Below are 24,460 nucleotides of genomic sequence, written 5' to 3'. Positions count from 1 at the left end.
AGGTGCCAACTGCTATTATACCCGTTATTTAGCTTGTCCGGCAACGCGCACCCCACACTCGAGCGTACGGCCGTCCCAGTCGATCGTTACATCCTCGCACCACGGGCCGAGCTGTTTTTGGACGAGTGCCCAATTTGTGTTTCGGAGCGCTTCGTAAACAGCGGGGGGCGGTGTGACGTCGACGTACAAGACGTAACTGCAACCGCTAGGCACTTTGTTTTCACTGTCGTGTAGCGCCAAGTCGATCGTGACGACGTCCGTCGCTTTTCTGGTACACGCAGCGGCGATCACCTGCTCGAAGGTGCAAATCGCTTGCAACAAACATTCCCCTACTTGCGCCTTGAGGCGCGTCACATTTGCCGCAATATGTACGTTGAAAGCGGTGTCTTTGGCAAAAATATTGTAGGTGAGCAAATAGTGAGCGAGCGGGGCGTAGGCGATTTGGAAGATTTGCCCTTCCCGTTCTGCTTCGTCGAGCACGCGAGTCACGTAGTTGCGCAACCGGTCATACTCTCGTAACGACAAATATCCTGTCATTACTTGCAGATGATTCAACCAATCGTGTCGCTTGAAGTTCAAACACGTTAACAGTTTATGTTCCTCGTCGATTTGAGCAGCTTTCTGCATGACTTCCCTCCGAAAAAAACGGCAATGGCCAAGCGCGTAAGCCGACACCAAACGGCCCATTTATATTGTACACAAAGTTAATCTATTTTGGAAATCAAAAAAAGACCTCCAGCCGCTGCTAGAGATCTCGTTTGCGTAAACGTGTTTAAGCTTCTACGCTTTCCGGGTAGACGCTCACTTTTTTCCGTTCGCGCCCTAAGCGTTCAAACTTGACGACGCCGTCGACTTTCGCGAACAGCGTATCGTCGCCACCGCGTCCGACGTTAAAGCCAGGGTAAATTTTCGTGCCGCGTTGGCGGACTAAAATACTACCGGCGCTCACTTGCTGTCCGTCGCCGCGCTTCACGCCTAAACGCTTGGAAATGCTGTCCCGTCCGTTTTTAGTAGAACCGACACCTTTTTTTTGCGCGAAAAGTTGTAGATCCAGTTTTAACATATCGTGTCACTCCTTTCCCGAGTCGCGTATCGAAACGAAAGAAGGATATTCTTTCGCAATGGTCTGTAAGGAAAAAACGAGTGTTTCCAGAAGTAGTTGCACGCGTGCGGCAACTTGCTCGTCCTTTAAGTCAGGTACGCGGCACACGGCGTGACCGCCCTGCTGCTCAAGCGTTAATGAAACGTGTAACAGAGCTTCCACGGCGTTGACGATGTTGATGTAAACCGACGACACAGCGGCGCAGACGATATCTTTCCCGTAATCGTCATACCCCGCGTGGCCACTCAACGTCACTTCCCGCACCGTTTGTGCTACCTTGTCCCGCTTAACCGTAATGTTAATCATGCGTGCCTACTACGCGTTAATTTTTTCGACCGTCACCTTCGTAAACGGTTGACGGTGGCCTTGTTTGCGATGGTAATTTTTCTTCGGTTTGTACTTAAAAACAGTTAGTTTTTTGCCGCGTCCGTGTGCTTCTACTTTTGCGGAGACGGTCGCCCCAGCGACAGTCGGGCTGCCGACTTTTACACCGTCTTCGTTTGCTATGAGCAACACGTGGTCGAATTGTACCGATTCGCCCTCGTTCGCCGCTAGCTTCTCGATAAAGAGCACGTCGCCTTCTTGTACTTTATACTGTTTTCCACCTGTTTCAATAATCGCGTACATCGTAGTCGATGCACCTCCTCATACTTTAGACTCGCCAGCATGAGGTGTCCTTAAGACTTCGTTACCTCTGCCGTGCGGTTCAAGCACATAACAAAAAAATATTACCACAATGTGCATCAGCGGTCAAGGTTGGCACTTCGTTTTGTTGTTCATCGGGTATGTTGGCTTGCGTCACCTCGACATTCGCTTCCGTCGCCCCGCCAATTCCGCGCGTCGTTACGCCTCGGGCTTGAGCGTGTGGTAAGCGCCGGAATAGTACAGTAGCGGTTCTCCGCCTAATACGTTCATGCCGGCTACTTCGCCGACGAACAGCGTGTGATCGCCGCCGTCGTAATTCGCCCACAGCCGACAGGCGATCTGTACCGAACAGTCGGCTAATAGCGGAATATCGTCGTGCCACTCGTATTTTAACGCAGCACTTACTTCGGCACTCGCCTTACCGGCAAAGTGATTAGATAGCGCGGCTTGCTCCGCGTGCAAAAAGTTCACCCCGAAGCGCTTCGCTTCCTGGATGTAACGGTGCGTATGCGCCCGCCGATCGATAGATACTAAGATGAGCGGCGGTTCTAGCGACACGGACATAAAGGCATTTGCCGTCATGCCGTGGACATCATCGCCTTCAATTGGTGTCGTCACAACAGTAATTCCGGTCGCAAATTTGCCCATTGTTTCTCGGAACAGTTTTGAATCGATTGGTGTGTGCATTGGTCTCCCCCAATATGTCGTTGATGAGTAAGGGCTGTCCACCATGTAGGTAGCCACCCGTGCAATATCTAAATAAAATACTTTCGAATGTCTGCTTTATACATTATCATACCTGGAAGAGAATTTGTACCTAATCGCGCACAGCTTATGTGACGTTTTTTAGGGTAGGAAAAAACTGCCCGCCAAGCGCGATGAGGGCAGTCCTTATGCTTACGGCAGTTCACCTAGTGTGCTATGGGGAGAAGCAGGCCCAAACAGGTGGCGGAGCACCGTTTCTTCAGTCAAAATGCGCCGAATGTCCCCGTGGCAATCCCGGACGACAATGACGTGGCATTCCTCTTTTTTTAACTTTTTCACGACGGACCAAAGAGTTTCCTCAGTTGAAGTGAGGAGGATACACTGTTTACACACCTCGTTTGTTTGCACGAGTCGCTGCGCCAGAAAACGCATAAACTGATACTCTTTCTTCCGCCACATCCGCACGTTTGCGAGTAACAAAAAAAGAGCCAGCAATAACAAGTTAACAAGCGGTGGAGCTCCGAACAGTGCGGGAGCGAAGCTAACGACGACCATCACTGCCGCCGCGGCCACACTTAGGCGCAACGTCCATACAATACATGCGCGGTACGGCCATTTATAACTGAGCAACGCTTGCAAAATACGGCCCCCGTCGAGCGGGTAGACGGGTAACAAGTTAAAACCGCCCAGCCACAAATTCGCCGTCACGAAATAACGCGACCAGTCAGGAGTCCAAAGGCCGCTCACGTAACAAATCGCCCCAAAGACGATCATTGCGCCGTTGTATGCAGGTCCAGCAATAGCGACGAGTATTTCTTCGCGCGCTGGCACCGTGCCCCACTCGTCCGTCTTGGCGACGCCGCCGAAGGGCAGCAGCTCGACTTCCGTCATCCGCCAGCGAAAATAGCGGGCAGCGCTGACGTGTCCTAGTTCGTGGATGATGACGAGTGCAAACAAGGTGGCTATTTCGACGAAGTAACCACCCCACACCGCCAAAATAACGACGAGCCAAAAGCAGGGGTGAATGCGAAATCGGAGCTTTCCGAAAGGCGCGCCTGTCACGTCAGTCACGCGCAATCACATCTAGCGGATCGACGAATTCGCCTCCTCGTTTCACCGCGAACTGGACATCCCCGCCCACCTCATCGAGTTCCCCGAGCAATTGCTGTGGCTGCACCCAATCAGACAGTTTGATGCGCACCTGCTTTAAGTTTCCGTACCACGTTTCGAACTGGCCCGCGTGCTGCACGATGACGCATTGTCCCCACCCGTCTTTTTCCCCGACGAAGGCGACAAGACCTTCCGCACTGGCGACGACCGGCGCATTCTGAAAGCCTCGAATCGTAATGTAAGGATGCGCCGCCGCATATTTTTTCTTCACTTCGCCGTTAAGGGGTAGCAACCAATGAGCTGGTTGTAAACTATTTGCTCCGGATGGATTGGCATTTTTCGTCCATGTAGGAATAATGGCTGGCATGCCGCCGATCGTTTCTTCATACCAAGTAGCGACGTCGTTAAAATTAAAGTCTTGCGCCATAATGTCTCTAATCGCCGTTTGTGCTTGGCGGAACGTCGCACTGTCCACCTGGAAAATGAGGTAAGTAAAAAGAAGAAGTACACACGACAGGACAGTTTGCAAGAATAACTTACCTTGCCCCCGCAGCTCGCGGCGTTCTGGTGACGGCCGCCTCACATCGCGGTAAGGTGCTTGCTCTTGCAAGGCGCGAATCCGTTCATCGCGCCGCCGTTTGATCCGCTGATCGACCTCTTTCACCGTATGCTCAACCCTTTCTCTTCCCGTTTGTACAACCTATGAGAAAGGGGGAGCTGATATGAACAAGCTACCTGCCCATCAGGCGTTGCCGAACCACTTTTTCATCCGCTTCCACCAGCTCGTCTTTTCGTAGAGTGGCATCAGAGGCACCGCTTCACCGAGAATGCGTTTAGAGATGTTGAGGTACGCGCGCCCTGCACGCGAGTTTGTGTCCATCGCCAGCGGTTCCCCGCGGTTCGACCCTTTAATGACGTTTGCGTCGTCCGGCACAACCCCGAGCAAGTCGATCGCTAACACTTGCACGATTTCGTCCACTTCGATTATATCGCCGCCCCGCACCATGTCTGGACGCAAGCGGTTAACGATTAACTTCGGCGGTTGTATCTCCTCTTTTTCTAGTAACCCAATGACGCGGTCGGCGTCGCGAATCGCGGTGTTTTCCGGCGTCGTAACGACAATCGCCTCGTCGACTCCGGCCACGGCGTTGCGAAATCCTTGTTCAATCCCTGCTGGACAATCGATGATCACATAATCGTACTGGCGTTTTAGTTCCGTAGTCAGTTGTTTGAACTGCTCCGCCGTCACTGCCGACTTTTCCTTCGTCTGCGAGGCGGGAAGCAAGTACAAGTAATCGTCAAAGCGCTTATCTTTGACGAGTGCTTGCTGCATACGGCATTTATTCTCGACCACATCGACCAAATCAAACACAATCCGATTTTCCAGCCCCATCGCGACATCTAAATTTCGGAGACCAATATCTGCGTCCACGAGGACGACCCGCTTGTTTGCTAGCGCTAGACCGGTCCCAATATTGAACGACGTCGTCGTTTTGCCGACGCCACCTTTACCGGATGTGACAACGATTGCTCTTCCCAAGGCGATTCCTCCTCTAAACCGACACGTGCGCGGCAGTCGTTATGCGAATTGATCGTTTAATTTAACGGCCGTTACGGTCTCTTGAACCAGTTCCGGTCGCACGCGATGTAGGTGAACGACAGGCTCAATCGCAATGTGTTTGCCGTTTATGTAAGCAAATTCCATAGATCCGACGTGACGTTTCCCCTCGTCCGGCGGTCGGCTAAATGCCGTCGCTATTCTGAGTTGCGTCGGCATCATTGCCGCTGCGACGATAATGGCACTGCCTTGACCGCTACAACCGGCGTGTACCGTCCCGCGAAGCGAGCCAAATATATAGATGTGACCGGCAGCGCGAACGATTCCCCCTGGGTTCACATCGCCGAATAACAGCAAGCTACTATCTGTTTCCAACACTTGCCCCGCACGCACTCTCCCAGAAGCTTTCTTTAACAGTTTGAAGGGATCGTGATCTAGCCGGTAGTGCCCCGCCTCGGAACTGATGTGCGTGATGATTAAGTTGGGCCGCTTCGCGAACGACGCGCGTAACGCGCGTTCTTCCTCGCGCACAATTTGCCGCTGTCCCAGTTGGATGCGCACAGACGTATCCGGTCCGTCCAACAACTGTCCCTGTTCTTCTGCCAATTTCTGCTCTAGATCCGCAAGCACGTCTGTAAACGCGCACTGATCGTCCAAACGGAAGAAGAGTCCGTCTAACGTGCCTTTGATCACAACGGGTGAGCGCGTTACCTGTTCCATGGCCGTCACTCCATCCTATTAAAATGCAATTCGTCACGAGTTCCCGGTATTCCTGCCTTTAGAAAAGAAATTGACGAAACCTCTCACCTAATTTGCTAGAAGGGCGCCAGACGTACCGAGAAGGGCGCTAGCGAAAGAAATGTTCATCGACGGTTGCCTTTAGTTTATTTACCCAAACTTTTAGCGGCCGCAACATGACGAGAACAAACAGTAAATTAAAGACGGCCGTAGGGATGAGTACCTTGTAGAGCATCAACCGCCAGTCCATCTGCGTCACGCCAAACAACACAAATAGACCGTAAACTGACGCGACTTGTAGGATGACGCCAACGACGACGGTGACGACGACGAACACGTTACTTTGGTGAAACTGCTTGATCACCGAACTGACATAATATGTGATCAACACGTAGCTAAACGTATACGCACCGAGCATTAGCCCGAATGCGAGATCGTGCATTAAACCGAACAGTGCCGCGTAAATAAGACCCCGCCGCTCATCGAAAAAAATTGCGACGAGCAAAATGGCGACGAATGACAGGGCAGGTACGAATGTCCACGTCGTTCCCCACGAGTCCGGAACGAGCCACTGTAAGAGCGTCCCCTCCAGTAAAAAAAGGAAGAAGAGGAAGCCGATGAACAACGCGCGTTGTATCATCTAATCCCCTCCTTTAGCTCGTTTGTCTGCTTTGTTTTCTTCTAAATGTTTTTGTACCTCGAGTTTACCCGTATCGCGTACGACCATGACGTAACGTAAACGATCGAAGCTTGCTTTCGGTTTCACATACGCTGTCTGATCCAAACCGTAATTGCCTTTGCCGACTTCTTGAACCGTCCCGATTAACAAGTTAGGCGGGTAAATCTCCGACTGTCCGTACGTGATGACCGTGTCGCCTTTATGCAGTTTCGCTTGGGAGTCGACCATTGAAAGAATAAGTGCCTTCTTGTCGTGGTCGTAACCTTCGATGATCCCGAACGCGTTTCGCTCTTTAATTTCCGCAGCGATCGCAGGAGCTTTCATCAGGTTTTCTTGCCGCGAACTCGTCAGTAGTTGTACGTTAGCCATTGAATCGGTAGCACTCTCGACGCGGCCAATAAGCCCTTCGTGCGTAATAACCGCCATGTTCGGTTTAATGCCCTCGGCCATGCCGCGGTCGATCACGATGACGTCGTTAAAACGGTCCGCACTGCGGGCGACGACTTGTGCCACGATATGTTCCTGTTTGTGTTTTTCGTAGTAACCGACAAGCTTCTCGAGCTCCTTCTGTCTGGCGCGCAAATCGTCTCGTTCGTCCGTCACGTCGATTTGTTTTTCTAACTTCGCCCGCAGTTTCGTGTTTTCTTCGTACAACGTACCCATATGCGCGAGGTCGTCAATAAAATCGGTGACTGCGCCAGCCGGTTTATAGACGAGCCCTTGCAATTTTGCCAACGTGCTTTTAAACGCTTTTTCCGGCCACGAGAGCTCCGTACGCCCGTTGCCAGTCACGCCCATGAGAAGAAGCAACAGCACGAGCGAAGTCAGCAAAATGAATAGCTTTCGATTGCTGAACAGTCGAAACCACATGAACTAAGCACCTTATTTCCGGTCAGAGCGCAGCGTCGCTCCGGGACGCGAGTTAAAGAGATGGATGTTTTCCAGCGCGCGCCCAGTCCCCAAAGCTACGCAGTCTAACGTATTTTCCGCGACGAGGACAGGCATGCCCGTTTCGTTCGCCAAGAGGGTATCCATGTTGCGTAAGAGCGCGCCGCCACCAGTGAGAACAATTCCCCGATCCATAATGTCTGCTGCCAGTTCCGGCGGTGTTTTTTCCAAACAAATCTTTACGGCGTCGACGATTGAAGTCACTGTGTCGGAAAGCGCCTCGGAAATTTCTGTCGACGAAAGTTGCAGTGTTTTCGGCAAACCACTTACTAAGTTGCGACCGCGAATGTCCATAAATTCCTCTTCCTCAGGAGCAATCGCAGATCCGATTTCCATTTTCAACGCTTCGGCCGTACGCTCGCCAATCATTAGATTGTACATGCGCTTAATGTATTGAATGATCGCGCTGTCCATCTCGTCGCCGGCGACGCGAATCGATTTCCGCGTGACGATGCCGCCGAGGGAGATGATCGCCACTTCGGTCGTCCCGCCGCCAATGTCGACAATCATACTACCGGTCGGTTCCCAAACGGGTAAGTCAGCCCCGATCGCTGCGGCAAACGGCTCTTCGATCGTAATCGCACTGCGCGCGCCAGCCTGCTTCGTCGCGTCTTCGACAGCTTTCTTTTCTACGGCCGTGATCCCGGACGGGACACATACCATGACGTTCGGCAACCGTCCAAACAGCGACCGCTTGCGCTGTGCTTGGCGGATGAAATATTTGAGCATAGCCAGTGTTGTATCATAATCGGCGATGACGCCGTCTTTGATCGGCCGTTTGGCGTTAATGTTGCCCGGCGTACGTCCGAGCATCCGTTTGGCTTCGTCGCCGACCGCCTTGATCGTCCCGTTGTCGATGTCGATCGCGACGACGGAAGGCTCGCGTACGACGATGCCTTTTCCTTTAATATATACAAGTGTATTGGCAGTCCCTAAGTCAATTCCTAAATCTTTAGTAACTCCGAACATCTTTCTAGTGGCTCCCTTCGTGTCACTGCAAGTTTCATTTGTCCCGTGTAAGCTGTACGTTCCGCTTGCCTGTTTCGCGTACGTTACATTAGCCCGTTGTCTTTCATGCTGTAAAAGCGTTGTTCTCCGATAATGATGTGATCCAAAACGTCGATGCCGATGAGTTCCCCGGCTTGTTTCAGACGTTTCGTCACGTAACGATCCTCTCTGCTCGGCGTCGGGTCACCGCTCGGATGGTTGTGCAAACAAATGATCGCGGCGCTCACGCGACTAATCGCGCGTTTGAACACTTCTCGCGGGTGCACGATCGAGGCGTTTAAACTGCCCACAAACACCGTTTCTTTCGCTAGGACCTCGTTTTTCGTATTCAAAAACAGGCATACGAAGTGTTCTTGTTGTAAATGTTGTAGCTCGTCCATCATAAGGTCAGCAGCGTCTTGCGGCGAGCGGATGGCGAAGCGTTCTTCCGGCAATGCGCGCGATATGCGGCGTCCGAGTTCGACGCCCGCGAGCACTTGTACCGCCTTAGCCGGTCCAATTCCTTTAACTTGTGTCAACGTTTCGATCGAACTATCCGTTAACCCTTTTAGCCCACCCGCTGCGGACAAGATGCGTTCGGCTAAATGTTTCGCTGACTGCGACGATGTGCCGGTACGCAGTAAAATGGCGATGAGTTCCGCGTTAGATAGCGCTGTGGCGCCGTATTGCATCAATCGTTCGCGCGGCCGTTCATCTACAGGAACGTCGCGAATCATTACGTGTTTCGTCTCTTCTTTCACACCCCGTGCCTCCTTATGACAATAGCGCGATGACCGTCTTAAGTCACAACGTGCCGTCCGCGACCGCAACGGTCGACGAGTACTTGTCACTAAAGTAAATAAGGGGCAACGAAATTTTCAAGATGAACATCTCTGGAGGCATATTTCGCTGCTTAAACGATAACCCCTATATGCTAACGTTCATTCAGCTACATCTTTCGTCAAAAACGAACAGATTATTTACTCCTTCGACTTTTACCTAACGTCCAGTTTAACAAAGCGAACCCGCAGTGACAAGCTCAGAAATGGTCGTAAACAGTAATTGTTTGTAAAAAGTTTTCTAGCGAATTTTCCGTTCATAGGAAGTAGAAAGGACACTCCCGGTACCCGCCTGTCGGTCGAAGGCGTCAACCTGTACGCCCATGTCCACCGACAACCGTTCGCGCGCATCTATGCGCGTCTACTAAGCGACCATTTTTTTCGATCGTAGTCGACGTGCGCGCCCGCTGCTGTCCGCCGACTAACATTCGTTCCACGTCGTTAAACGCGTGCCACCTGTTGGCCAAAAAACTGTGCGTTTAACGGCTCCCCAGTCGCTTTGATGATTTTTTCCTGCCATTCCCAGCGGGCACCAGGGGCGAAAAACACTTCCCGTAAGTACTTGCCGACTTCTGGGGTGAACCAATCGTCACTGACGTGTGTTTCAATGTAGTGCTGCAACTGTGACGCCGTCAATTCGCCCAAAATGTAGTTTTGGTACGAGACAGGCGCGAGGGAAAAGTGCATTTTCGCCGCCCAATCCGGATAATGCGTCTCCTCCGGAGGATGAAGCTGTTGAATATCCGCCACTATTTCCCACCAGCGACGATTTAAATCTTGCTCCGGCCGTTCGTACAATTCCCGTTCGAAAAAGACGAACGCCAAAAACCAGCGCATGCCTACAAGTAACTCCCGCTGAAGGGCATGGGCGCCGGCAGCAGCCACCTGTGACGCTCTGCCGCGGCCACCGTTTCGCCCCTGGATTCCTTCGCCATCCGTGCATAAAAACTTGTCGATCCAAGCGGGCGTTTTGTTCAAGCGGCCGAAAAACATAGCGACGCCTTCTGTCGTCAACGTGTGCGCGTGACATCTGAGCAAAAACGGCAGTGCGCGGTCGACGTGTTTATAATAGACGGCGTGGCCAAATTCGTGTAAGAGTGCCGTCATCCAAAATTGACTTGCGTCCGCATTGACGAGGACGCGCACATCCCCTTCGCGATCCATACTTGTACAAAACCCGAAGGGGTATTTGTTCTCACGCGGGTAAAGGTCGCTCTTCGCTAGCAGATCGGTAATATCAAAGCCCATACTCGCAAAGGTGTCTGCAGTTAGCTGTTCCAAATCTTTATTTTGATATAGCTCGTCCACCGCCACTCGCGGTTCCGGTGGTGCCCCTTGAAAAAAAGGATCGCCGTAGTGCCACGGCCGCAGTTCGTCTAGCGGGAGGGAAAACTTTTCTGCCACCTGTTCGTCGATTTCCCGTTTGACGCGTTGATACGGCTCCTCTGTCAACGCACGCACTTCTTCAAACAGGGCGAAGGTCTCGTCCAAATCTAGTTCCTCGGTGGCGTAACTCATGTGATAGAAATTGTCGAATCCGAGCGACCGCGCCTCGGCGTTCCGCTGCGCGACTAAGGCGAGAATGTCTCTCTCGGCCTGTTTAGCGATCTGCTTGCTCGCGAGCCAAGCTTCTTGACACTCATGTGAATCGTCACTTTCCTTCAAGATCTTAAGCAGATCGTTGTTCGTGACGGCTTGTCCATTCAAGGTGGGGCGAAAGGTCGTGAAAAGGTGCGACAGCTCTTGCGTCATTTTTACCGTGCGCGCGGCGAGATCCCCGTCCAGCTGATTGCGAACCATGTTTATGTACAGGTCGTCCAATTGACGGCGCTGTAGGGGGTCGAGCGTTGCCTGTTGGCGGTATGTCATCACTTGCTCAAAGCGCGCTTCGTCGGCGAAAAAACGGTAATAGGCGTGGAGCGCCCGTTCCCGTCGCGTGCTCCACGCCTCTTCCCCCGTCGTCGCACTCATCCACGCTGTCAGCGCGCTCTCTTTGTACAATGGAATGAGTGCTTCGTTTTGTCGTCTTAAAAATTCAGTAATAGCCATGGTGATGATTCCTTTCTACCGTTATACAGCCGCCACATAACTGCGAATTATGACAGCATTTGCTTTATAATTTTATAAATCATTCCGCTGCGTACGCCTACTAACCTCCAGCCCTCAATTGTTAAACGAATCGCACCCCGAGTTGGTTCACTTCGCTTGGCCAAGTTGCCAGTAGGCGATGAGGTAGTTGATCATCCCCTCTTGCGCCTGCCACAAATACGACGTTTTCGCTTCTTCCGCATACTGTTTCATCGCTGCGACCACTTCCGACAGGCCTTGCGCCATCACTTTCACTGCTTCCTGCCCGTCTCTAGACAGCTCACCCTCGACGTTTTTAAGCGCCGTTAAAAAGGTGCGATGCGCCTGTTCGATCGTTTTAATCTCGCGCTGTATCCCGCCTGACACTTTTTCACCGGCTATGCCTTGCGCTGTTAAACGGGCGACTCTGTCTAACACCGTTTGGCCAGCAACAGCTGCTTGTTGCAGCTGTTGCCCCTGCGCTTGCGCGATGTTTGTCAGCGGCACTAGCGGGATGGCGATATCGTCTTGTAAATAGACGTCTGTGCCGCTGTCCTTAATTTCGGCGGCCATCTTAAGCGCATCGTCTCGATTAAAGCTGACTCCTAAAAACACGCGGTACTGATCGCCCATCGGGACGACTGCAGACGCAAATCCATGCTTGCGCTGTGCAGCTGCCACCTCTTCCGCACCACTCTGCTTGGCGAACACGCCCCCCTGCACCCAGACGGCTTTCACTTCCGGGAGGTACACCGCATCCGAACCGTCTTCCGCCGCTGGCACACCTTGCCCCGCCCCACTCCCCGGCGTCGATTGCTTATCTCCTTCGCCTGACTGTGACGATTGCTTACCTGCCTCGGGCTGGGGCGATGTCCCGTTACCCGTCTGTGACGGCTGCCCCTTACCGTTCGCGCCTCCGGTCGCGCCGCGCAGTCGATCGTCGATCGTCCCCGTCTCGCCTTGCCCGTCTCCGGTAACGAACACGTTTAAAATGAACAAGCCCATCAGCGTGCCGATTAATACGGCACTTAAACCGGCGATGACGAGTTTTGTCGCGATATGGCCCCCGCTTACCGCCCGCTTTGCTTTCACCGTAAACGGCTGTTTGCCTTCCGATCGCCGCGGCTTTTTGCGTTTCCTTCTGTATACGTAGTGCGACCAATAATCTTGATCCGAACGCCGTTTGCTTACTCCTTCGGGAAGCTCGTGCGCGTTCGGCGCGTCGCCTCCGCCGAGCCAATGTTGCCGTTCCTGCCCTCCGCCAGCCGACTTAAAGATCCGCTTATTTTTACTGCGCACGTTAACCCGCGGTTCACTCATTCTCATCTTCTCCCTAGTACGAGCTTGTTTTACTCGTATTGTATGAAAAAGTAGAGAAGATAGAACCGCAGATACGCATTTCTTCGTTCCCGCTTACTGCCACTGTCGCATAACCACCCATTCGTCGCCCTAACAACCTATATGTCGCCCTAATCACCCATACGTCGCCTATCTACTCATACGCTGTCTATTCTCGCTGATCACTTTTGCCTTTAGCCCGCTCGCGTTTATTGCTGCTGCCGTTAGCCTCTTCGTCCTCCTCATCATCCTCCGCCTCGTCGGGATCCCACGGATAGAGGATATAGCCGTCGCCGTCTTCGTTCGGTTTCAAAATAAACGGCATGTTCAAAATGACGCGACCGTCACGCTGGTGCTTATCCTCGTCCTTTTTCGCATCGTCGTCATCCTCTTTCGGTTGCGGCGCGCGAGGCAACACGGTAAGGGCACGGCCACCGTCCGGAGAAATGTTTGGTGCCGGAAGCAGCGGTAAGGCGGTCAGTTGTTCATCTTCGTAAAAAAACGCTTTGACGCGAATGCGCACGTGGCTGCTGTTCTCTTCGTCGGGAAGGACGAACCGCCAGGCGACAACTTCTGTCAATCGCTCAATCTCTTGCATCTCCGAAAAAAAGTTCGCTAGATTACGATACGACGTTTTTAAGTAGATGTCGGTCCATACGGCTTTGACACGTTGATCGTTATCTTTCTGTTTAGCGGTGGCTGTTTGTCGCTCGGATGCTTTTACGCTCTCGTCCACTTTTAACAGCGGCGACCGTTTCTTAGGCGGGGGCTCTGCCTGTTTGTCCTTTTCCCCTTTTTTTTCTGCGCCGTTTTTTTGCCCAAAGGCCGCACGCCACTCACGCTTTTTTTCTTCGGCAGCCGCTTGCTGTTCTTCTTCCGGTGCAAAGCCCGGCGCTACAAGCCGCTCATTCAATTCCTGCTCACTACGTCCGAAGTGGAGGCCGTTTAGCGTCGCGCCCGCGCGCTCGGACGCCTTCGCGAGTTGCTGAATAAAGCGCGGAATTTCCTCTTGCACCGGTAACTTCTGCTGCAAGTCGGCGAGCGTCGCGTCGTCTAACGGCGCCGTCGGACGCTTTTCTTCTTTCTTTAGCAACTTCTTCCCCTTTGCAATGTACGCTTCCATCGATTCTTTTTGTTTCGTTAACGCGTCGATGCGTCGCCACTCTTGCCATATTTTTGGTGCAAAATAGCCGAGGAGCCCCGCCAGTGACACGAAAACGATTATTACGTATACGAGTAGCATTCTGTTCCGCCATAGTTTAACTCTCATTTTCGCGCCACCTCACCGTTCGCACGACTGTACGACCTATACCGTCACGGCCTTAATAACCGTCCGTACGGCCATACTGTCCATGCCGTCTCAGCTTTGTTAACCGTCTGCACACAACTTGTCGGCCATATGTATACGGCCTTATTCACGTCAACTAAAGGCCATCCGCTCGCACTAATCGCGCACATCGTCCTTTGCTTCCCCACCGTGAGCGTCGTCCCTACCGCCCCCGCCGTGAGCGTCTTCCTCAACTGCGTCCGCGTCGTCGCGAGGCGCCTCGTCATCAGCGTCGCCAGACTCCGAAGTTTCCGCTTCTGCCACTTCGACTTCGAAACGAAAGCGGAAAATGTGGGCACCCTCGTCCTCGACGTACAGCGGGACAAACTCTGTCGGAGTATTGACCGTCTCCAACGCAAAGCCGCTCACATAAGGGATTCCTTGCATTTTTTCCATAAACGAGGCAGCACCCTCTAGCGAATGGACTACGGCAAATCCTTGCACGGTCGTACCCGTCACCTCGAGGCGAAACAGTGCCCCGCCATCCGGCAGCACTTTTTCCATCTCAGACAGGATGTCGCCCCAATACAACACGCCTTGTGAAAGCTGTTCGACCACCGTTTCATACGCGACGTACGGTTTGTTTTTTTGCCAAGACTTTTCCCGCTGCTCATACTTTTTTAACGCTGTCGCCATGTTTTTTTTCTCCCTTGAAAGCTGTTCGACGTGCTTGTCCAATTGACTGGCGACGGCGCGCTGTTTATTAAATAACTGCTGGGCAAAACCGGCGAGAGCGATGAGGGCGAAAAGCGTCAGCACCAGCCAGACATAAAAAAAACGGCGAAACAGCGGTTCACGCGGCATTAAGTTAATGTTCACGTGCGAACCAATCCTTGCAGCGCCAACCCCATGGACACGCATAGCCCGTTTTTCACCCCCGTTGGCGGTTTGTAAAGGAGGGAGTCACTCACCGGTATTTCCTCCGAGAGGACGGTGACGCGATGCGCCAATCGCTCCTGCAGGAGGTGACTGAGTGGGTACAAAGGGAGCTCATCCCCAGTCAACACAACTTCTGTCGCGAGATCGAGGTCGTACAATGTGACCATCTGTTCGAGTAAGGCGGCGAGTTCGTCCGCGTAAGCTGTAACCAAAGCGCGATCTTTCACCGTAACGCCCGCTTGCGACAAATAAGTGACGTTTCCGGACTTTTTAGTATGGCGCGTACCGTCACCGCGTGTGCTTCCTGTTGGGTGTCCATCTTCCTCGCCGTCGATCCACTCCGACGTGCAAGCAGCTTCCTCTTCATGGGCGCAGCTAGATGTATGTACCGGTTTCTCGCTTCCGATGCGCCCGACGACTTTGCCAGAAGCTTGCGCGACGAGTTGGGTGCGAAGGTCGGCCGCGACGACGTGATCAGCGACGTTAACCGTCAAACGACGCGACAAAACGGGCACGTCCTGCGCGAATAAAGCGACCTCTGCCACCCGCTTGGACACATTGACGACGAGGACGCTCTGTACTTCGCTTTGGTCCGGACGCACGTACTTTAGCCAGCGGTAAACAGCTAGCGGCGCCAAATCGACGCCGACCGGTCGCAATCTGCTCGCCCGTACAACTTCGACGTAGTCGCGTACGAAAGCGCGCGATGCGATAGCTAACAGAAGTTTCCATTCGTTGTTTTCGTCACGTTTGCGTGGGCGTTGCAAATAGGCGACGTCGTATAGCGGATCGTCGTACGGTAACGCCATCTGTTCGTGCACGTCGTGCGCGATCACTTTTTTTAGCAACCGTTGCGACATGTATGGGTACACTTTTTTTCGCAAGCGAAAGTGTGGGCTAGCAATCGACACATGTACCTTGCGCTTGCGCAGCATTTCGTCTTTTGCGACTCGGTGCAAAAACTCGGCGAGTTCCACCGGTTTTTTGATGCGCCCGCCCTCGATCCAACCTTGCGGCAAGCGTTCATACACAAAATGCTCCAGCTGCACGCCGCGGTTTCGGCGACTCATTTCTACGATTTTTACATAGTCATCTTTTATTTCCATTCCTAGAAAAGATCGTGAACCCCACACCGTCATGACTCCTTTACCGCGTGATGACAAAATTAAAGCAACCGATCGTGCCAGTACGACTGCCACATTTGTTCGCCCCATACGTAAGCGCAAACGATGCCAATCGCTAGAAAAATACCGAAAGCAAGTGTATCTTTTCTATCAACTTTTCCCGTTAACAACAGGAAGGTGCCAACGACTCCCCCGCTGAGCGTCGCCAAGGCGAAGGCGAGCAAACTTTGTTGCCAGCCGAGAGCGAGGCCCGCTAGCGCCATCAATTTAATATCTCCCCCGCCCATCCCGCCGCGACTAGTGACGGCTATTAACAACAGCAATCCCCCTGCGGCAAAAAAACCGAACACGTAATCTTGCCACGGCAACGGGTGGTACAGGAGCCGCACGAAGGCGAAGTAAACCATCCCGGGAATAGTGATCGCATCTGGAATACGCTTTAGTCGCGCGTCGGTGTGGGTGACGATCGTCAGCAAGGCGAACAGTGGCAAGGCGACGCCTAGTTCCCCCGACCAGCCAAAGCGCCAAAAGGCGAGGACGAACAGGAGCGCTGTAGCGATCTCCATAAGCGGATAGACGAAGGGGATCGGCGCCCGACAATAGCGACAACGTCCGCCTAGGACGACGAAACTGAGCACGGGAACGAGATCACTCGCCTTTAGCTGGGTGGCACAAACCGGACAGTGGGAAGGGGGCTCGACGACCGATTCGCCGGCTGGCACGCGATAAGCGACGACGTTATTGAAACTGCCGACGACTAACCCTACTACGGCAAACGCGGCGTACGCTCCAACTGTTTCCACTCTTCGCCCTCCCCTTGCAACAAGCTGGTCGCCTGCCCTTGTATGTCGCGTGCTATCTTAACTCTTATTATTCATGAGATTAGTTGCGGTGGCAAGCCTTCTGACAAAAAAAACGGCGGAACTAAAGTCCGCCGCGTTCTGAATGACCCGATTCAATTTTTAACACTTACTCACTGTTTGCCCGTTTTAAAGGATAGGTTTTCAAAGCTTGTGATAAGTTTTTTGCCACCTTCCAAATGTCACCCGCACCCATCGTCAGCACACAATCTCCCGGCCGTACCCGCTCTAGCAAATAGTTCGCCACATCTTCCTTCGTCGCACAGTACGTCGCCTGTGGATTGCAGTTCTCGCGGATTAATTCCGTTAAGCGGCGCGCGCTAACGCCTTCGATCCGCTCTTCTCCGATCGGTGCATAAATGTCGGATATGACCACTTCGTCCGCTTCGCCGAAGGCGCGGCTAAACGCATCGAGTAAAAAATACGTGCGCGAGTACCGCTGTGGCTGAAACACGGCGATAATGCGCTGGTCGAGTGCCTTCGCCGCCGCAATCGTCGCTTCGATTTCTGTCGGGTGGTGCGCATAGTCGTCGACGACCGTCACCCCGTTTGCCTCACCGACAATTTCGAATCGCCGTTTCGTGCCGCGGAAATGCGGTAAGGCTGCGGCAATGTCGCTAAATGAGATGCCTGCCTTCAGACAGACGACGATTGTCGCCAGTGAATTGTACACGTTATGGCGACCAGGAACGCCCAGCTCGACCTCCCCCAAAAGCTGTCCGCGATCTATTACGGCAAATCGCGTGCGCATCCCTTGCATGCGGATGTCGGTCGCGCGCACGTCCACATCTTCTCCTAACCCGTACGTGGCGACAGGGGCTACGACTTCAGGTAACAGTTCGCGGATGTAACGGTCATCGCCGCAAAGGAGTGCCTGTCCCCCCGGCTGCACTTGACTCAAAAACTGGCGGTAAGCGGCTAACAGATTGGCGAACGACCCGTCGTAATTTTCGAGATGGTCTGCTTCAATGTTCGTGACGACCGCTAGGTATGGATGGTACGCGAGAAAGCTCCCGTCGCTTTCATCCGCTTCGGCGACGACGTAGTCGCTTTTTCCCGCTTGCGCATTACCGCCCAAACCGACCACTTCGCCACCGATCACATACGTCGGATCAGCGCCGCTATGTGCCATCACATGCGCAATCATCGAGGACGTCGTCGTTTTTCCGTGTGCCCCGGCGACGGCAATCCCTTTGCGCTCGTTTAACAACTTGGCGAGCATTTCCGAACGGTGTAAAAGCGGAATCTCTTCCCGCTTCGCCGTCTGTAACTCGATGTTGTCTTTCGGGACACCCGTTGAATAGACGACGAAATCGGCGCCATCTATATTTTCTGCCGCGTGGCCAATATAAACGGTCGCACCCCGCTCTTTCAATCGCACGGTCAACTCTTTTTCCGTGACGTCTGAGCCGCTGACGCGGTACCCCATATCTAACATAACGCGCGCAATCGCACTCATGCCGTACCCGCCGATCCCGACAAAATGAACGTGTTCTTTCGTCACTGTCACCCACCAACCTTTACTTTCGTTTGCACTAGGTGCTTACGCACACGACTCATCAAGTCGTGACTACCTGCCACTACGATTAAATCGTTTGTTTTACAATGCCTCATCGCCAACTGGACAGCCGCCTCTGGCGCTGCGACCGTTCTCACGCGCTTTGCCGGAAACGCCTCTTTTAGCTGTGCAGCGAGGGTGGAAGCCGCGACATAGCGCGGGTTATCACCGGAAGTCGCCACCATGTCATCGGCTAACTGGCCGAGCGGCTCCGTGACCGCTGCAATGTCTTTATCAGCAAAAATTCCAATGATTAACCAACATTTATCGTATGTAAAATACGTCTCGAGCGCCTGCTTAAGTTGCACGGCGGCTTCCCGATTATGTGCGGCGTCGAGTAAAAGCAGAGGCTGCTCCTGCACAAGCTCCATCCTGCCCGGCCACTCCGTTGCAGCTAGTCCGCACGTGACGGCTAGATCGCTTAAGTGCACGTACCCTTCCCGCTCGAGTAGTTCGAGTGCGAATAAGCTTAAGGCGGCATTTTGCACTTGGTGGTCGCCGAGTAGCGGAATCGCTAACTGCTCCCACTCATGTACTAGCCCTCGGTAAGTAAAGCGCTGCTGCCGCCTGCCGCTCCGCTCGTTACGGTCGTGCGCGCGGTGCGTACGACCGTTTGGATGATCTTGGTGATCTTGGCGATCTAGGCGATCACCCACGCGAGCGTGTGCCTCGCCGTGAGCGTCCGAGCAGGCGCGTGCCTCGCTGCGATCGTGAGCTCCTCTCCCTTTCCCGGAACTGCCGCCGGTGTGCACATAGTCGGACAAGGCATAGAAGGGTGCCTCCATTTTTTCCGCTTGCGCGCGGATGACGCCTGTGGCCGGTGGCGCTGCTGCGGTAACGACGGGGCGCCCCTGCTTGACGATGCCAGCCTTTTCTGCGGCAATTTGTTCGATCGTGTCGCCCAATATCGCCATGTGGTCGTGTCCGACGTTCGTAATAATCGAAAGGACCGGATCGACGACGTTCGTCGAATCCCACCGTCCGCCGAGGCCTGTTTCCCATACGACCCAATCGGGACGCACGGTACTAAAGTAAACGAGTGCGAGTGTCGTCATGACTTCAAACTCGGTCGGCCGCTCGTCTAACTGCGCGGCGACCGTCTGAAGCGTCGCGACACACTGTAAAAAATCCCCGTCTGTGATCCTATCCCCATTATACTTTATACGATCGAGTTCATGCATAATAGCCGGAGAAGAAAAAACGCCGACCGTCTGCCCGTGCGCGCGCAATAGCTGCGCCGTAAACGCACCTGTCGACCCTTTTCCGTTCGTTCCGGCAATGTGCAAAAAGCGGAGCCCGCGCTCGGGGTGACCGAGCGCCGCCAGCATCGCCTCCATCCGTTCCAGTCCCGGACGGATGTGAAAACGATCAAAACTTTTTAACCAAGTGAGTGCTGCTGCTAACGACTGTGACTGTGATGTCGACATACGTTTTACTCCCTCTGTTCAGTACATGCGCGTGAACGTCTCACTCGCGACAAGGACCTTAAAGGATACCTTATTACCTTTCCCGTGCCCCGTTACTGCTTGCACTACTCCCACTGCTTACGCTTGGAGCGTAGCGAGTTGTTCGCGCACTTTTTCGCGCTGCTGTTCGTAGTCGACACCTTTTTGCCGTTCCGCTTCGACGAGGTGTGCCGGCGCCTTCGCCACAAATCCTTCATTACTCAGTTTTTTGGCGACTCGGGCCACCTCTTGGTCGAGGCGCGCCAGTTCTTTCTGTAGCCGCGCCACTTCTTTTTCCAAATCGATAAGGCCTTCGAGCGGCAAATACAGTTCTGCGCCGGAGATGACAGCAGACATCGCTTTGTCCGGACGCGTCGCCGTAGGATCGATCACAAGTTCGCTCGTCTTCGCCAAGCGCGCGATGTAATCTTCTCCGGCCTGTACCGCTCGTAACGATGCTTCGTCGGGACGGACGATTAACGCGACCGCTTTGTTCGGTGGCACGTTCGATTCGGCGCGAATGTTGCGCACGTGGCGCACGATGTCCATGACGAGCGTCATCGCCGCTGTTTCCTCTGGAAAATCGTGAGCGCTGTCCGTTTCTGGCCATGCCGCCGTGACGATACTCATACCTTTCGTTGGTAAGTGTTGCCATATCTCTTCCGTAATAAACGGCATAAACGGGTGCAATAGGCGTAGCGTGCGGTCGAGCACGTACGTGAGTACCGACTGTGTCGTCCGCTTCGCCGCTGCATCGTCTCCGTACAGCGACAGCTTGGCGAGCTCAATGTACCAATCGCAAAATTCGTCCCAAATAAAGGCGTACAGCGTGCGGCCGACTTCCCCGAACTCGTAGCGGTCGATGCCGCGCGTCACTTCGGCGGTCGTCTCGTTCAAGCGATGTAAGATCCACTTGTCGGCAAGGGACAACTCTCCGGACAAATCGACGTCATCTGCAGTGAAGCCTTCCAAGTTCATCAGCGTAAAGCGCGACGCGTTCCAAATTTTGTTGGCGAAGTTGCGCGCCATCTCCACCCGCTCCCAATGGAAGCGCACATCTTGCCCCGGCGTGATGCCCGTCGACAGCATGTAACGCATCGCGTCCGCACCGTACGTGTCGATCACTTCGAGGGGGTCGACGCCGTTGCCGAGGGACTTGGACATTTTCCGTCCTTCCGCATCGCGCACTAAGCCGTGAATGAGCACGTCGTTAAACGGAATTTCACCTTTAAATTCGAGGGAGGTGAAAATCATGCGCGCCACCCAGAAGTAAATGATGTCATACCCGGTGACGAGCACGTCGGTCGGGAAGTAACGCTGTAAGTCTGCCGTCTCCTCCGGCCAGCCCAGCGTCGAAAAGGGCCACAGCGCCGAACTAAACCACGTGTCGAGCACGTCTTCGTCTTGCTTGAGCGACTCGCTGCCACAATGGGCACAGGTGTTGACGTCGTCCACAGACACCGTCGTTTCCCCGCAGGACTGACAGTACCACGCTGGAATGCGGTGTCCCCACCACAGCTGCCGCGAAATGCACCAGTCGCGAATGTTTTCAATCCAGTGCAAGTAAATCTTTTCAAACCGTTCGGGAACGAAGTTGACGCCGTTGCCGCTTTTTTGCTGGGCGATCGCTTGCTCCGCCAGCGGCTTCATGCGTACGAACCACTGCGTCGACAAATACGGTTCGACGACAGCTCCAGTACGCTCGCTGTGCCCGACGGAGTGGACGTGCTCCTCGATGTGGAAGAGGACGCCCGCTTCTTGCAAATCAGCGACGATCTGTTTGCGGCAGGCGAAGCGGTCCATCCCTTGGTATTTACCGGCATTCCCGTTCATTTTCCCTCTTTCGTCCATGACGAGCACTTGCGGCAACTCGTGCCGCTGCCCGAGTTCAAAGTCATTCGGATCGTGGGCCGGCGTAATTTTTACAGCACCACTGCCGAATGTTTTATCGACGTACGTGTCGGCGACGATCGGAATTTCCCGCCCGACAATCGGCAACACAACCGTTTGCCCGATTAAGTGCTCATACCGTTCGTCGTCGGGGTGTACCGCGACGGCTGTATCGCCGAGCATCGTCTCCGGACGAGTCGTCGCCACCGTAATGTGGCCGCTCCCGTCTTTAAGCGGATATTTCATATGGTACAGCGCACCGGTCACTTCTTTATGTTCCACTTCGATGTCGGAAAGAGCCGTCCCCGCCTCCGGGTCCCAGTTAATGATATACTTCCCACGATAGATAAGCCCTTTTTCATACAGGCGGAGGAACACTTCGCGCACCGCCCGCGACAACCCCTCGTCCATCGTAAACCGCTCGCGGGAGTAGTCGACAGATAGACCCATTTTACGCCATTGGTCGCGAATCCTCTGGGCGTAATGTTCTTTCCACTCCCACACGCGCGCGAGAAACTTTTCCCGCCCGAGGTCGTGGCGCGACACACCTTCTACGCGCAACTTTTGCTCCACTTTCGCTTGCGTCGCAATGCCCGCGTGGTCTGTCCCCGGCAACCAGAGCGCATCGTACCCTTGCATCCGCTTCGCCCGCACGAGAATGTCCTGTAACGTAAAATCGAGGGCGTGCCCGATGTGCAAAACGCCGGTCACGTTTGGCGGCGGGATGACGACGGAAAACTTCTCCTTGCGCTTAGCGCGCCTGTCGTCGTTCGCGCGAACGCCGGCATCGGTTTGCTCGGCTGCTGTGGGATCTTTATCTTCATTTGTGTCTTCTACTGTATCGCGGGCTGTGTCACGTGCTGTTTCGCTTGGTGTGTCTGGTGTTTCGCTTGGTGTGTCTGGTGTTTCGCTTGGTGTGTCGCTTGGTATTTCACCTACACCTATGTCCCCAGCACGAAACAGATCGTGTTCGAGCCAATACGCATACCACTTGTTTTCTGTTTGTTGTGGGTCATACGTCTTCGGAATGTTTAACGGCTGCTCGTTCGCTGTCGTCGTTTGTTTTTCGTTGGCCATCGTTAATCCCCCAATCGTCTGAACGTAGTGGTAACAAAAAAATAAAGCCCTCCGTCCACAAAGGACGGAAGGCATTCGTTCCGCGGTACCACCTTAATTTGCTACGTCGCGCAGCGCATACTAAGAAAATGCATACCAATCGAATGATCAGTTGGAATCGTTAGCGCGTACGTCGCACACTTTGACCTGTTAACGGAGGTTTATCCGGTCAACCTTACTTTGTCTTGCCACTCGTTCGGGTTGACAGCTTCGGGACGACTTCCACAGGTTCCGCTTAGTTCGCGTTGCAGCCGATGCGCGAACCTCTCTAAAAGCTTTCGCTGTGTACTCTTTCCCTGCGTAGCTTTTTCTAAGATCGGATCAATTGCATAGCGGATCCGTCACCAGTGAATGCATGGAAGCGACGAATCGAAAGTAACAATACGTTGGGAACGATCTATATAAAAACTCGTTCACGCTAACGTTCACTCTCTTCAATGTCACTAAACAGTTGATACGTACAGTATACGGTCAATTTCCAATATATGATACCTCAGTCGCCAAGGATAGTCAATTATTTTTTTGATGCGTTGTCGGTTGTGGGAGTTATTGTTGCGCGCTTATAAGGTTGTATCCCTCCGGAACACGACATGCAATCAGTTGCAACAATTACTCCGCTGGTGGTTCTTGCACGTCGACGACGATGGAGTCGTACAGTTTATTGTTAATGAAAACGTCCATGCGCCATAGACCTGGTGTAGGGAGTTCCACCAGTGTAGGTAAATGATAATCTGCTCCCATATGAGGTGAACCCAAACCTTCACGATACAGCAATTTCTCCTTTTCTCCCGTCGCTTTACTCGTTCCAATTACCTCAAAGGGCGGTACTAAATCCCGTTCCTTCCTCCAGATGAGCCACATTATCTTGTGAGGCTGTCCAGCGATAAACGGGCCTGGATCTACAAATGCAAGCTTCCCTTTCTTGCCGAGCAGTTCAATTGGTTCCTCATTTTTCGAACCTTCTTCATCCCAAGGGTGAATAAACACAGGATCAACCTTCCAATTGCCATTGTCATGCTGATCTCGTTTTTTAGCGGATGAAAGCCCTTTCTTATCGTTAACTTGTTTCGTGTCTTCCTTATTGACAGTATCACCCCCATCCTTAGATGTTGCCAACGCCTTCTTTACATCTATGACCTGATCCTTATTTTGTTTTTCGCCACTTGAGCAACCAAGCATCGTCGTAAGTAGAAGAAAGAAAGCCAAGAAAACAACAGCTTTTTTCATATCCTCACCTCATTAGATGTCTGTACGCAACCGCAACTGGTACCGATAAACCGACTGCTTGAAAGAACATAATCTTCATGTATATTCCGATCGATTCTGTGACTTTGAATATATGTAGTTCGATGTCATAGTTCGTTGCACTATTTTTCAGGAATTGTATGACGTATGGCGATGTTAGGTATGAGGCTATGAAAAATAGTAAGAATGATGTGATGGAAATTAGTAGTCTTTTTCGAAGTTCTCTCAAGTGGTCTATGAACGGTTTTTGTAGTTTGTGGGCGCTTTCAATGTTAGTCGCCATATCTCGCCCCTCAATGT

25 protein-coding genes and 1 other annotated feature are annotated in these 24,460 nt (G+C 53.1%); all 25 genes read right to left on the bottom strand.

The window, feature by feature from the left end; genetic code table 11:
• Positions 1-24: 24 nt before the first annotated feature.
• The 25 genes from BN1247_RS02875 to BN1247_RS18550 all read right to left on the bottom strand — a co-directional run bounded on the left by BN1247_RS02875 (position 25) and on the right by BN1247_RS18550 (position 24,443).
• Positions 25-627 carry a Spo0B domain-containing protein gene (locus tag BN1247_RS02875; RefSeq protein WP_054949039.1) on the bottom strand — a complete coding sequence of 201 codons (603 nt, stop codon included), beginning with the start codon at positions 625-627 and terminating at the stop codon, positions 25-27.
• Between the two features lie 145 nt (positions 628-772).
• A complete protein-coding gene (rpmA, locus tag BN1247_RS02870) occupies positions 773-1,063 on the bottom strand; it encodes a 50S ribosomal protein L27 (protein WP_054949038.1) in 291 nt (96 codons plus the stop codon).
• A 6-nt stretch (positions 1,064-1,069) separates the two neighbouring features.
• Complete coding sequence (locus tag BN1247_RS02865) at positions 1,070-1,408, bottom strand: ribosomal-processing cysteine protease Prp (RefSeq protein WP_054949037.1); 339 nt, start codon at positions 1,406-1,408, stop codon at positions 1,070-1,072.
• Between the two features lie 9 nt (positions 1,409-1,417).
• The gene (rplU, locus tag BN1247_RS02860; RefSeq protein ID WP_054949036.1) at positions 1,418-1,729 is read right to left on the bottom strand and encodes a 50S ribosomal protein L21; all 312 of its coding nucleotides are present in this window, start codon (positions 1,727-1,729) and stop codon (positions 1,418-1,420) included.
• Between the two features lie 216 nt (positions 1,730-1,945).
• The gene (locus BN1247_RS02855; RefSeq protein WP_054949035.1) at positions 1,946-2,434 is read right to left on the bottom strand and encodes a flavin reductase family protein; all 489 of its coding nucleotides are present in this window, start codon (positions 2,432-2,434) and stop codon (positions 1,946-1,948) included.
• Positions 2,435-2,644: 210 nt separating this feature from the next.
• On the bottom strand, positions 2,645-3,523 hold the full coding sequence (locus BN1247_RS02850) for a M50 family metallopeptidase (RefSeq protein ID WP_074011224.1): 879 nt from the start codon (positions 3,521-3,523) through the stop codon (positions 2,645-2,647).
• A complete protein-coding gene (locus tag BN1247_RS02845; RefSeq protein ID WP_054949033.1) occupies positions 3,516-4,226 on the bottom strand; it encodes a M23 family metallopeptidase in 711 nt (236 codons plus the stop codon). The genes BN1247_RS02850 and BN1247_RS02845 overlap by 8 nt, the downstream gene beginning before the upstream one ends.
• A 78-nt stretch (positions 4,227-4,304) precedes the next feature.
• Entirely contained in the window at positions 4,305-5,102 is a 798-nt protein-coding gene (gene minD / locus BN1247_RS02840; RefSeq protein WP_054949032.1) for a septum site-determining protein MinD, read from the bottom strand.
• A 39-nt stretch (positions 5,103-5,141) separates the two neighbouring features.
• Positions 5,142-5,840: a septum site-determining protein MinC gene (locus BN1247_RS02835; RefSeq protein ID WP_054949031.1), complete on the bottom strand. Its 699-nt coding sequence runs from the start codon at positions 5,838-5,840 to the stop codon at positions 5,142-5,144.
• Between the two features lie 127 nt (positions 5,841-5,967).
• Positions 5,968-6,498 (bottom strand): rod shape-determining protein MreD, encoded by a 531-nt coding sequence (gene mreD, locus BN1247_RS02830; RefSeq protein WP_054949030.1) that lies wholly within the window; start codon positions 6,496-6,498, stop codon positions 5,968-5,970.
• Complete coding sequence (gene mreC, locus BN1247_RS02825; RefSeq protein ID WP_054949029.1) at positions 6,499-7,407, bottom strand: rod shape-determining protein MreC; 909 nt, start codon at positions 7,405-7,407, stop codon at positions 6,499-6,501.
• A 12-nt stretch (positions 7,408-7,419) separates the two neighbouring features.
• A complete protein-coding gene (locus BN1247_RS02820) occupies positions 7,420-8,454 on the bottom strand; it encodes a rod shape-determining protein (protein WP_054949028.1) in 1,035 nt (344 codons plus the stop codon).
• 83 nt (positions 8,455-8,537) lie between these two features.
• Positions 8,538-9,209: a RadC family protein gene (gene radC / locus BN1247_RS02815; protein ID WP_054951466.1), complete on the bottom strand. Its 672-nt coding sequence runs from the start codon at positions 9,207-9,209 to the stop codon at positions 8,538-8,540.
• Positions 9,210-9,619: 410 nt separating this feature from the next.
• Positions 9,620-9,748 (bottom strand): hypothetical protein, encoded by a 129-nt coding sequence (locus BN1247_RS18320; RefSeq protein ID WP_261796016.1) that lies wholly within the window; start codon positions 9,746-9,748, stop codon positions 9,620-9,622.
• 4 nt (positions 9,749-9,752) lie between these two features.
• Positions 9,753-11,360 carry a M2 family metallopeptidase gene (locus BN1247_RS02810; protein WP_054949027.1) on the bottom strand — a complete coding sequence of 536 codons (1,608 nt, stop codon included), beginning with the start codon at positions 11,358-11,360 and terminating at the stop codon, positions 9,753-9,755.
• Between the two features lie 147 nt (positions 11,361-11,507).
• Positions 11,508-12,698 carry an SPOR domain-containing protein gene (locus tag BN1247_RS02805; protein WP_054949026.1) on the bottom strand — a complete coding sequence of 397 codons (1,191 nt, stop codon included), beginning with the start codon at positions 12,696-12,698 and terminating at the stop codon, positions 11,508-11,510.
• A 187-nt stretch (positions 12,699-12,885) separates the two neighbouring features.
• Positions 12,886-13,986, bottom strand: coding sequence for a hypothetical protein (locus BN1247_RS02800; RefSeq protein ID WP_054949025.1), 1,101 nt, complete (start codon positions 13,984-13,986; stop codon positions 12,886-12,888).
• A 174-nt stretch (positions 13,987-14,160) separates the two neighbouring features.
• Positions 14,161-14,862 (bottom strand): PilN domain-containing protein, encoded by a 702-nt coding sequence (locus BN1247_RS02795; RefSeq protein ID WP_054949024.1) that lies wholly within the window; start codon positions 14,860-14,862, stop codon positions 14,161-14,163.
• Positions 14,859-16,055, bottom strand: coding sequence for a type IV pilus biogenesis protein PilM (gene pilM / locus BN1247_RS02790; protein ID WP_187119703.1), 1,197 nt, complete (start codon positions 16,053-16,055; stop codon positions 14,859-14,861). The genes BN1247_RS02795 and pilM overlap by 4 nt, the downstream gene beginning before the upstream one ends.
• A gap of 32 nt (positions 16,056-16,087) precedes the next feature.
• Positions 16,088-16,849 (bottom strand): prepilin peptidase, encoded by a 762-nt coding sequence (locus BN1247_RS02785; protein ID WP_054949022.1) that lies wholly within the window; start codon positions 16,847-16,849, stop codon positions 16,088-16,090.
• 166 nt (positions 16,850-17,015) lie between these two features.
• Complete coding sequence (gene murC, locus BN1247_RS02780; protein WP_074011036.1) at positions 17,016-18,416, bottom strand: UDP-N-acetylmuramate--L-alanine ligase; 1,401 nt, start codon at positions 18,414-18,416, stop codon at positions 17,016-17,018.
• On the bottom strand, positions 18,413-19,891 hold the full coding sequence (locus BN1247_RS02775; RefSeq protein WP_054949021.1) for a bifunctional folylpolyglutamate synthase/dihydrofolate synthase: 1,479 nt from the start codon (positions 19,889-19,891) through the stop codon (positions 18,413-18,415). The genes murC and BN1247_RS02775 overlap by 4 nt, the downstream gene beginning before the upstream one ends.
• A 117-nt stretch (positions 19,892-20,008) precedes the next feature.
• On the bottom strand, positions 20,009-22,876 hold the full coding sequence (locus BN1247_RS02770; protein WP_054949020.1) for a valine--tRNA ligase: 2,868 nt from the start codon (positions 22,874-22,876) through the stop codon (positions 20,009-20,011).
• Positions 22,877-22,933: 57 nt separating this feature from the next.
• Positions 22,934-23,226 (bottom strand) — a binding site (T-box leader).
• A 298-nt stretch (positions 23,227-23,524) separates the two neighbouring features.
• Positions 23,525-24,142 carry a DUF4871 domain-containing protein gene (locus BN1247_RS02765; RefSeq protein ID WP_054949019.1) on the bottom strand — a complete coding sequence of 206 codons (618 nt, stop codon included), beginning with the start codon at positions 24,140-24,142 and terminating at the stop codon, positions 23,525-23,527.
• 4 nt (positions 24,143-24,146) lie between these two features.
• Complete coding sequence (locus BN1247_RS18550; protein ID WP_054949018.1) at positions 24,147-24,443, bottom strand: twin-arginine translocase subunit TatC; 297 nt, start codon at positions 24,441-24,443, stop codon at positions 24,147-24,149.
• Positions 24,444-24,460 lie beyond the last annotated feature (17 nt).

This window comes from Numidum massiliense (assembly GCF_001375555.1).
Lineage (GTDB): Bacteria > Bacillota > Bacilli > Thermoactinomycetales > Novibacillaceae > Numidum > Numidum massiliense.
The sequence above is the reverse complement of the archived record's forward strand: the minus strand, read 5'-3'. Positions and strand labels throughout refer to the sequence as shown.

Bases quoted from the DNA above. Each gene is read 5' to 3' on its own strand.
- BN1247_RS02820 (WP_054949028.1), bottom strand. From the start codon at position 8,454: ATGTTCGGAGTTACTAAAGATTTAGGAATTGACTTAGGGACTGCCAAT.
- BN1247_RS02875 (WP_054949039.1), bottom strand. From the start codon at position 627: ATGCAGAAAGCTGCTCAAATCGACGAGGAACATAAACTGTTAACGTGT.
- BN1247_RS02800 (WP_054949025.1), bottom strand. From the start codon at position 13,986: ATGAGAGTTAAACTATGGCGGAACAGAATGCTACTCGTATACGTAATA.
- BN1247_RS02865 (WP_054949037.1), bottom strand. From the start codon at position 1,408: ATGATTAACATTACGGTTAAGCGGGACAAGGTAGCACAAACGGTGCGG.
- radC (WP_054951466.1), bottom strand. From the start codon at position 9,209: ATGATTCGCGACGTTCCTGTAGATGAACGGCCGCGCGAACGATTGATG.
- mreD (WP_054949030.1), bottom strand. From the start codon at position 6,498: ATGATACAACGCGCGTTGTTCATCGGCTTCCTCTTCTTCCTTTTTTTA.
- mreC (WP_054949029.1), bottom strand. From the start codon at position 7,407: ATGTGGTTTCGACTGTTCAGCAATCGAAAGCTATTCATTTTGCTGACT.
- BN1247_RS02770 (WP_054949020.1), bottom strand. From the start codon at position 22,876: ATGGCCAACGAAAAACAAACGACGACAGCGAACGAGCAGCCGTTAAAC.
- rpmA (WP_054949038.1), bottom strand. From the start codon at position 1,063: ATGTTAAAACTGGATCTACAACTTTTCGCGCAAAAAAAAGGTGTCGGT.
- BN1247_RS02765 (WP_054949019.1), bottom strand. From the start codon at position 24,142: ATGAAAAAAGCTGTTGTTTTCTTGGCTTTCTTTCTTCTACTTACGACG.
- rplU (WP_054949036.1), bottom strand. From the start codon at position 1,729: ATGTACGCGATTATTGAAACAGGTGGAAAACAGTATAAAGTACAAGAA.
- BN1247_RS02810 (WP_054949027.1), bottom strand. From the start codon at position 11,360: ATGGCTATTACTGAATTTTTAAGACGACAAAACGAAGCACTCATTCCA.
- BN1247_RS02835 (WP_054949031.1), bottom strand. From the start codon at position 5,840: ATGGAACAGGTAACGCGCTCACCCGTTGTGATCAAAGGCACGTTAGAC.
- BN1247_RS02775 (WP_054949021.1), bottom strand. From the start codon at position 19,891: ATGTCGACATCACAGTCACAGTCGTTAGCAGCAGCACTCACTTGGTTA.
- BN1247_RS02805 (WP_054949026.1), bottom strand. From the start codon at position 12,698: ATGAGTGAACCGCGGGTTAACGTGCGCAGTAAAAATAAGCGGATCTTT.
- BN1247_RS02855 (WP_054949035.1), bottom strand. From the start codon at position 2,434: ATGCACACACCAATCGATTCAAAACTGTTCCGAGAAACAATGGGCAAA.
- BN1247_RS18550 (WP_054949018.1), bottom strand. From the start codon at position 24,443: ATGGCGACTAACATTGAAAGCGCCCACAAACTACAAAAACCGTTCATA.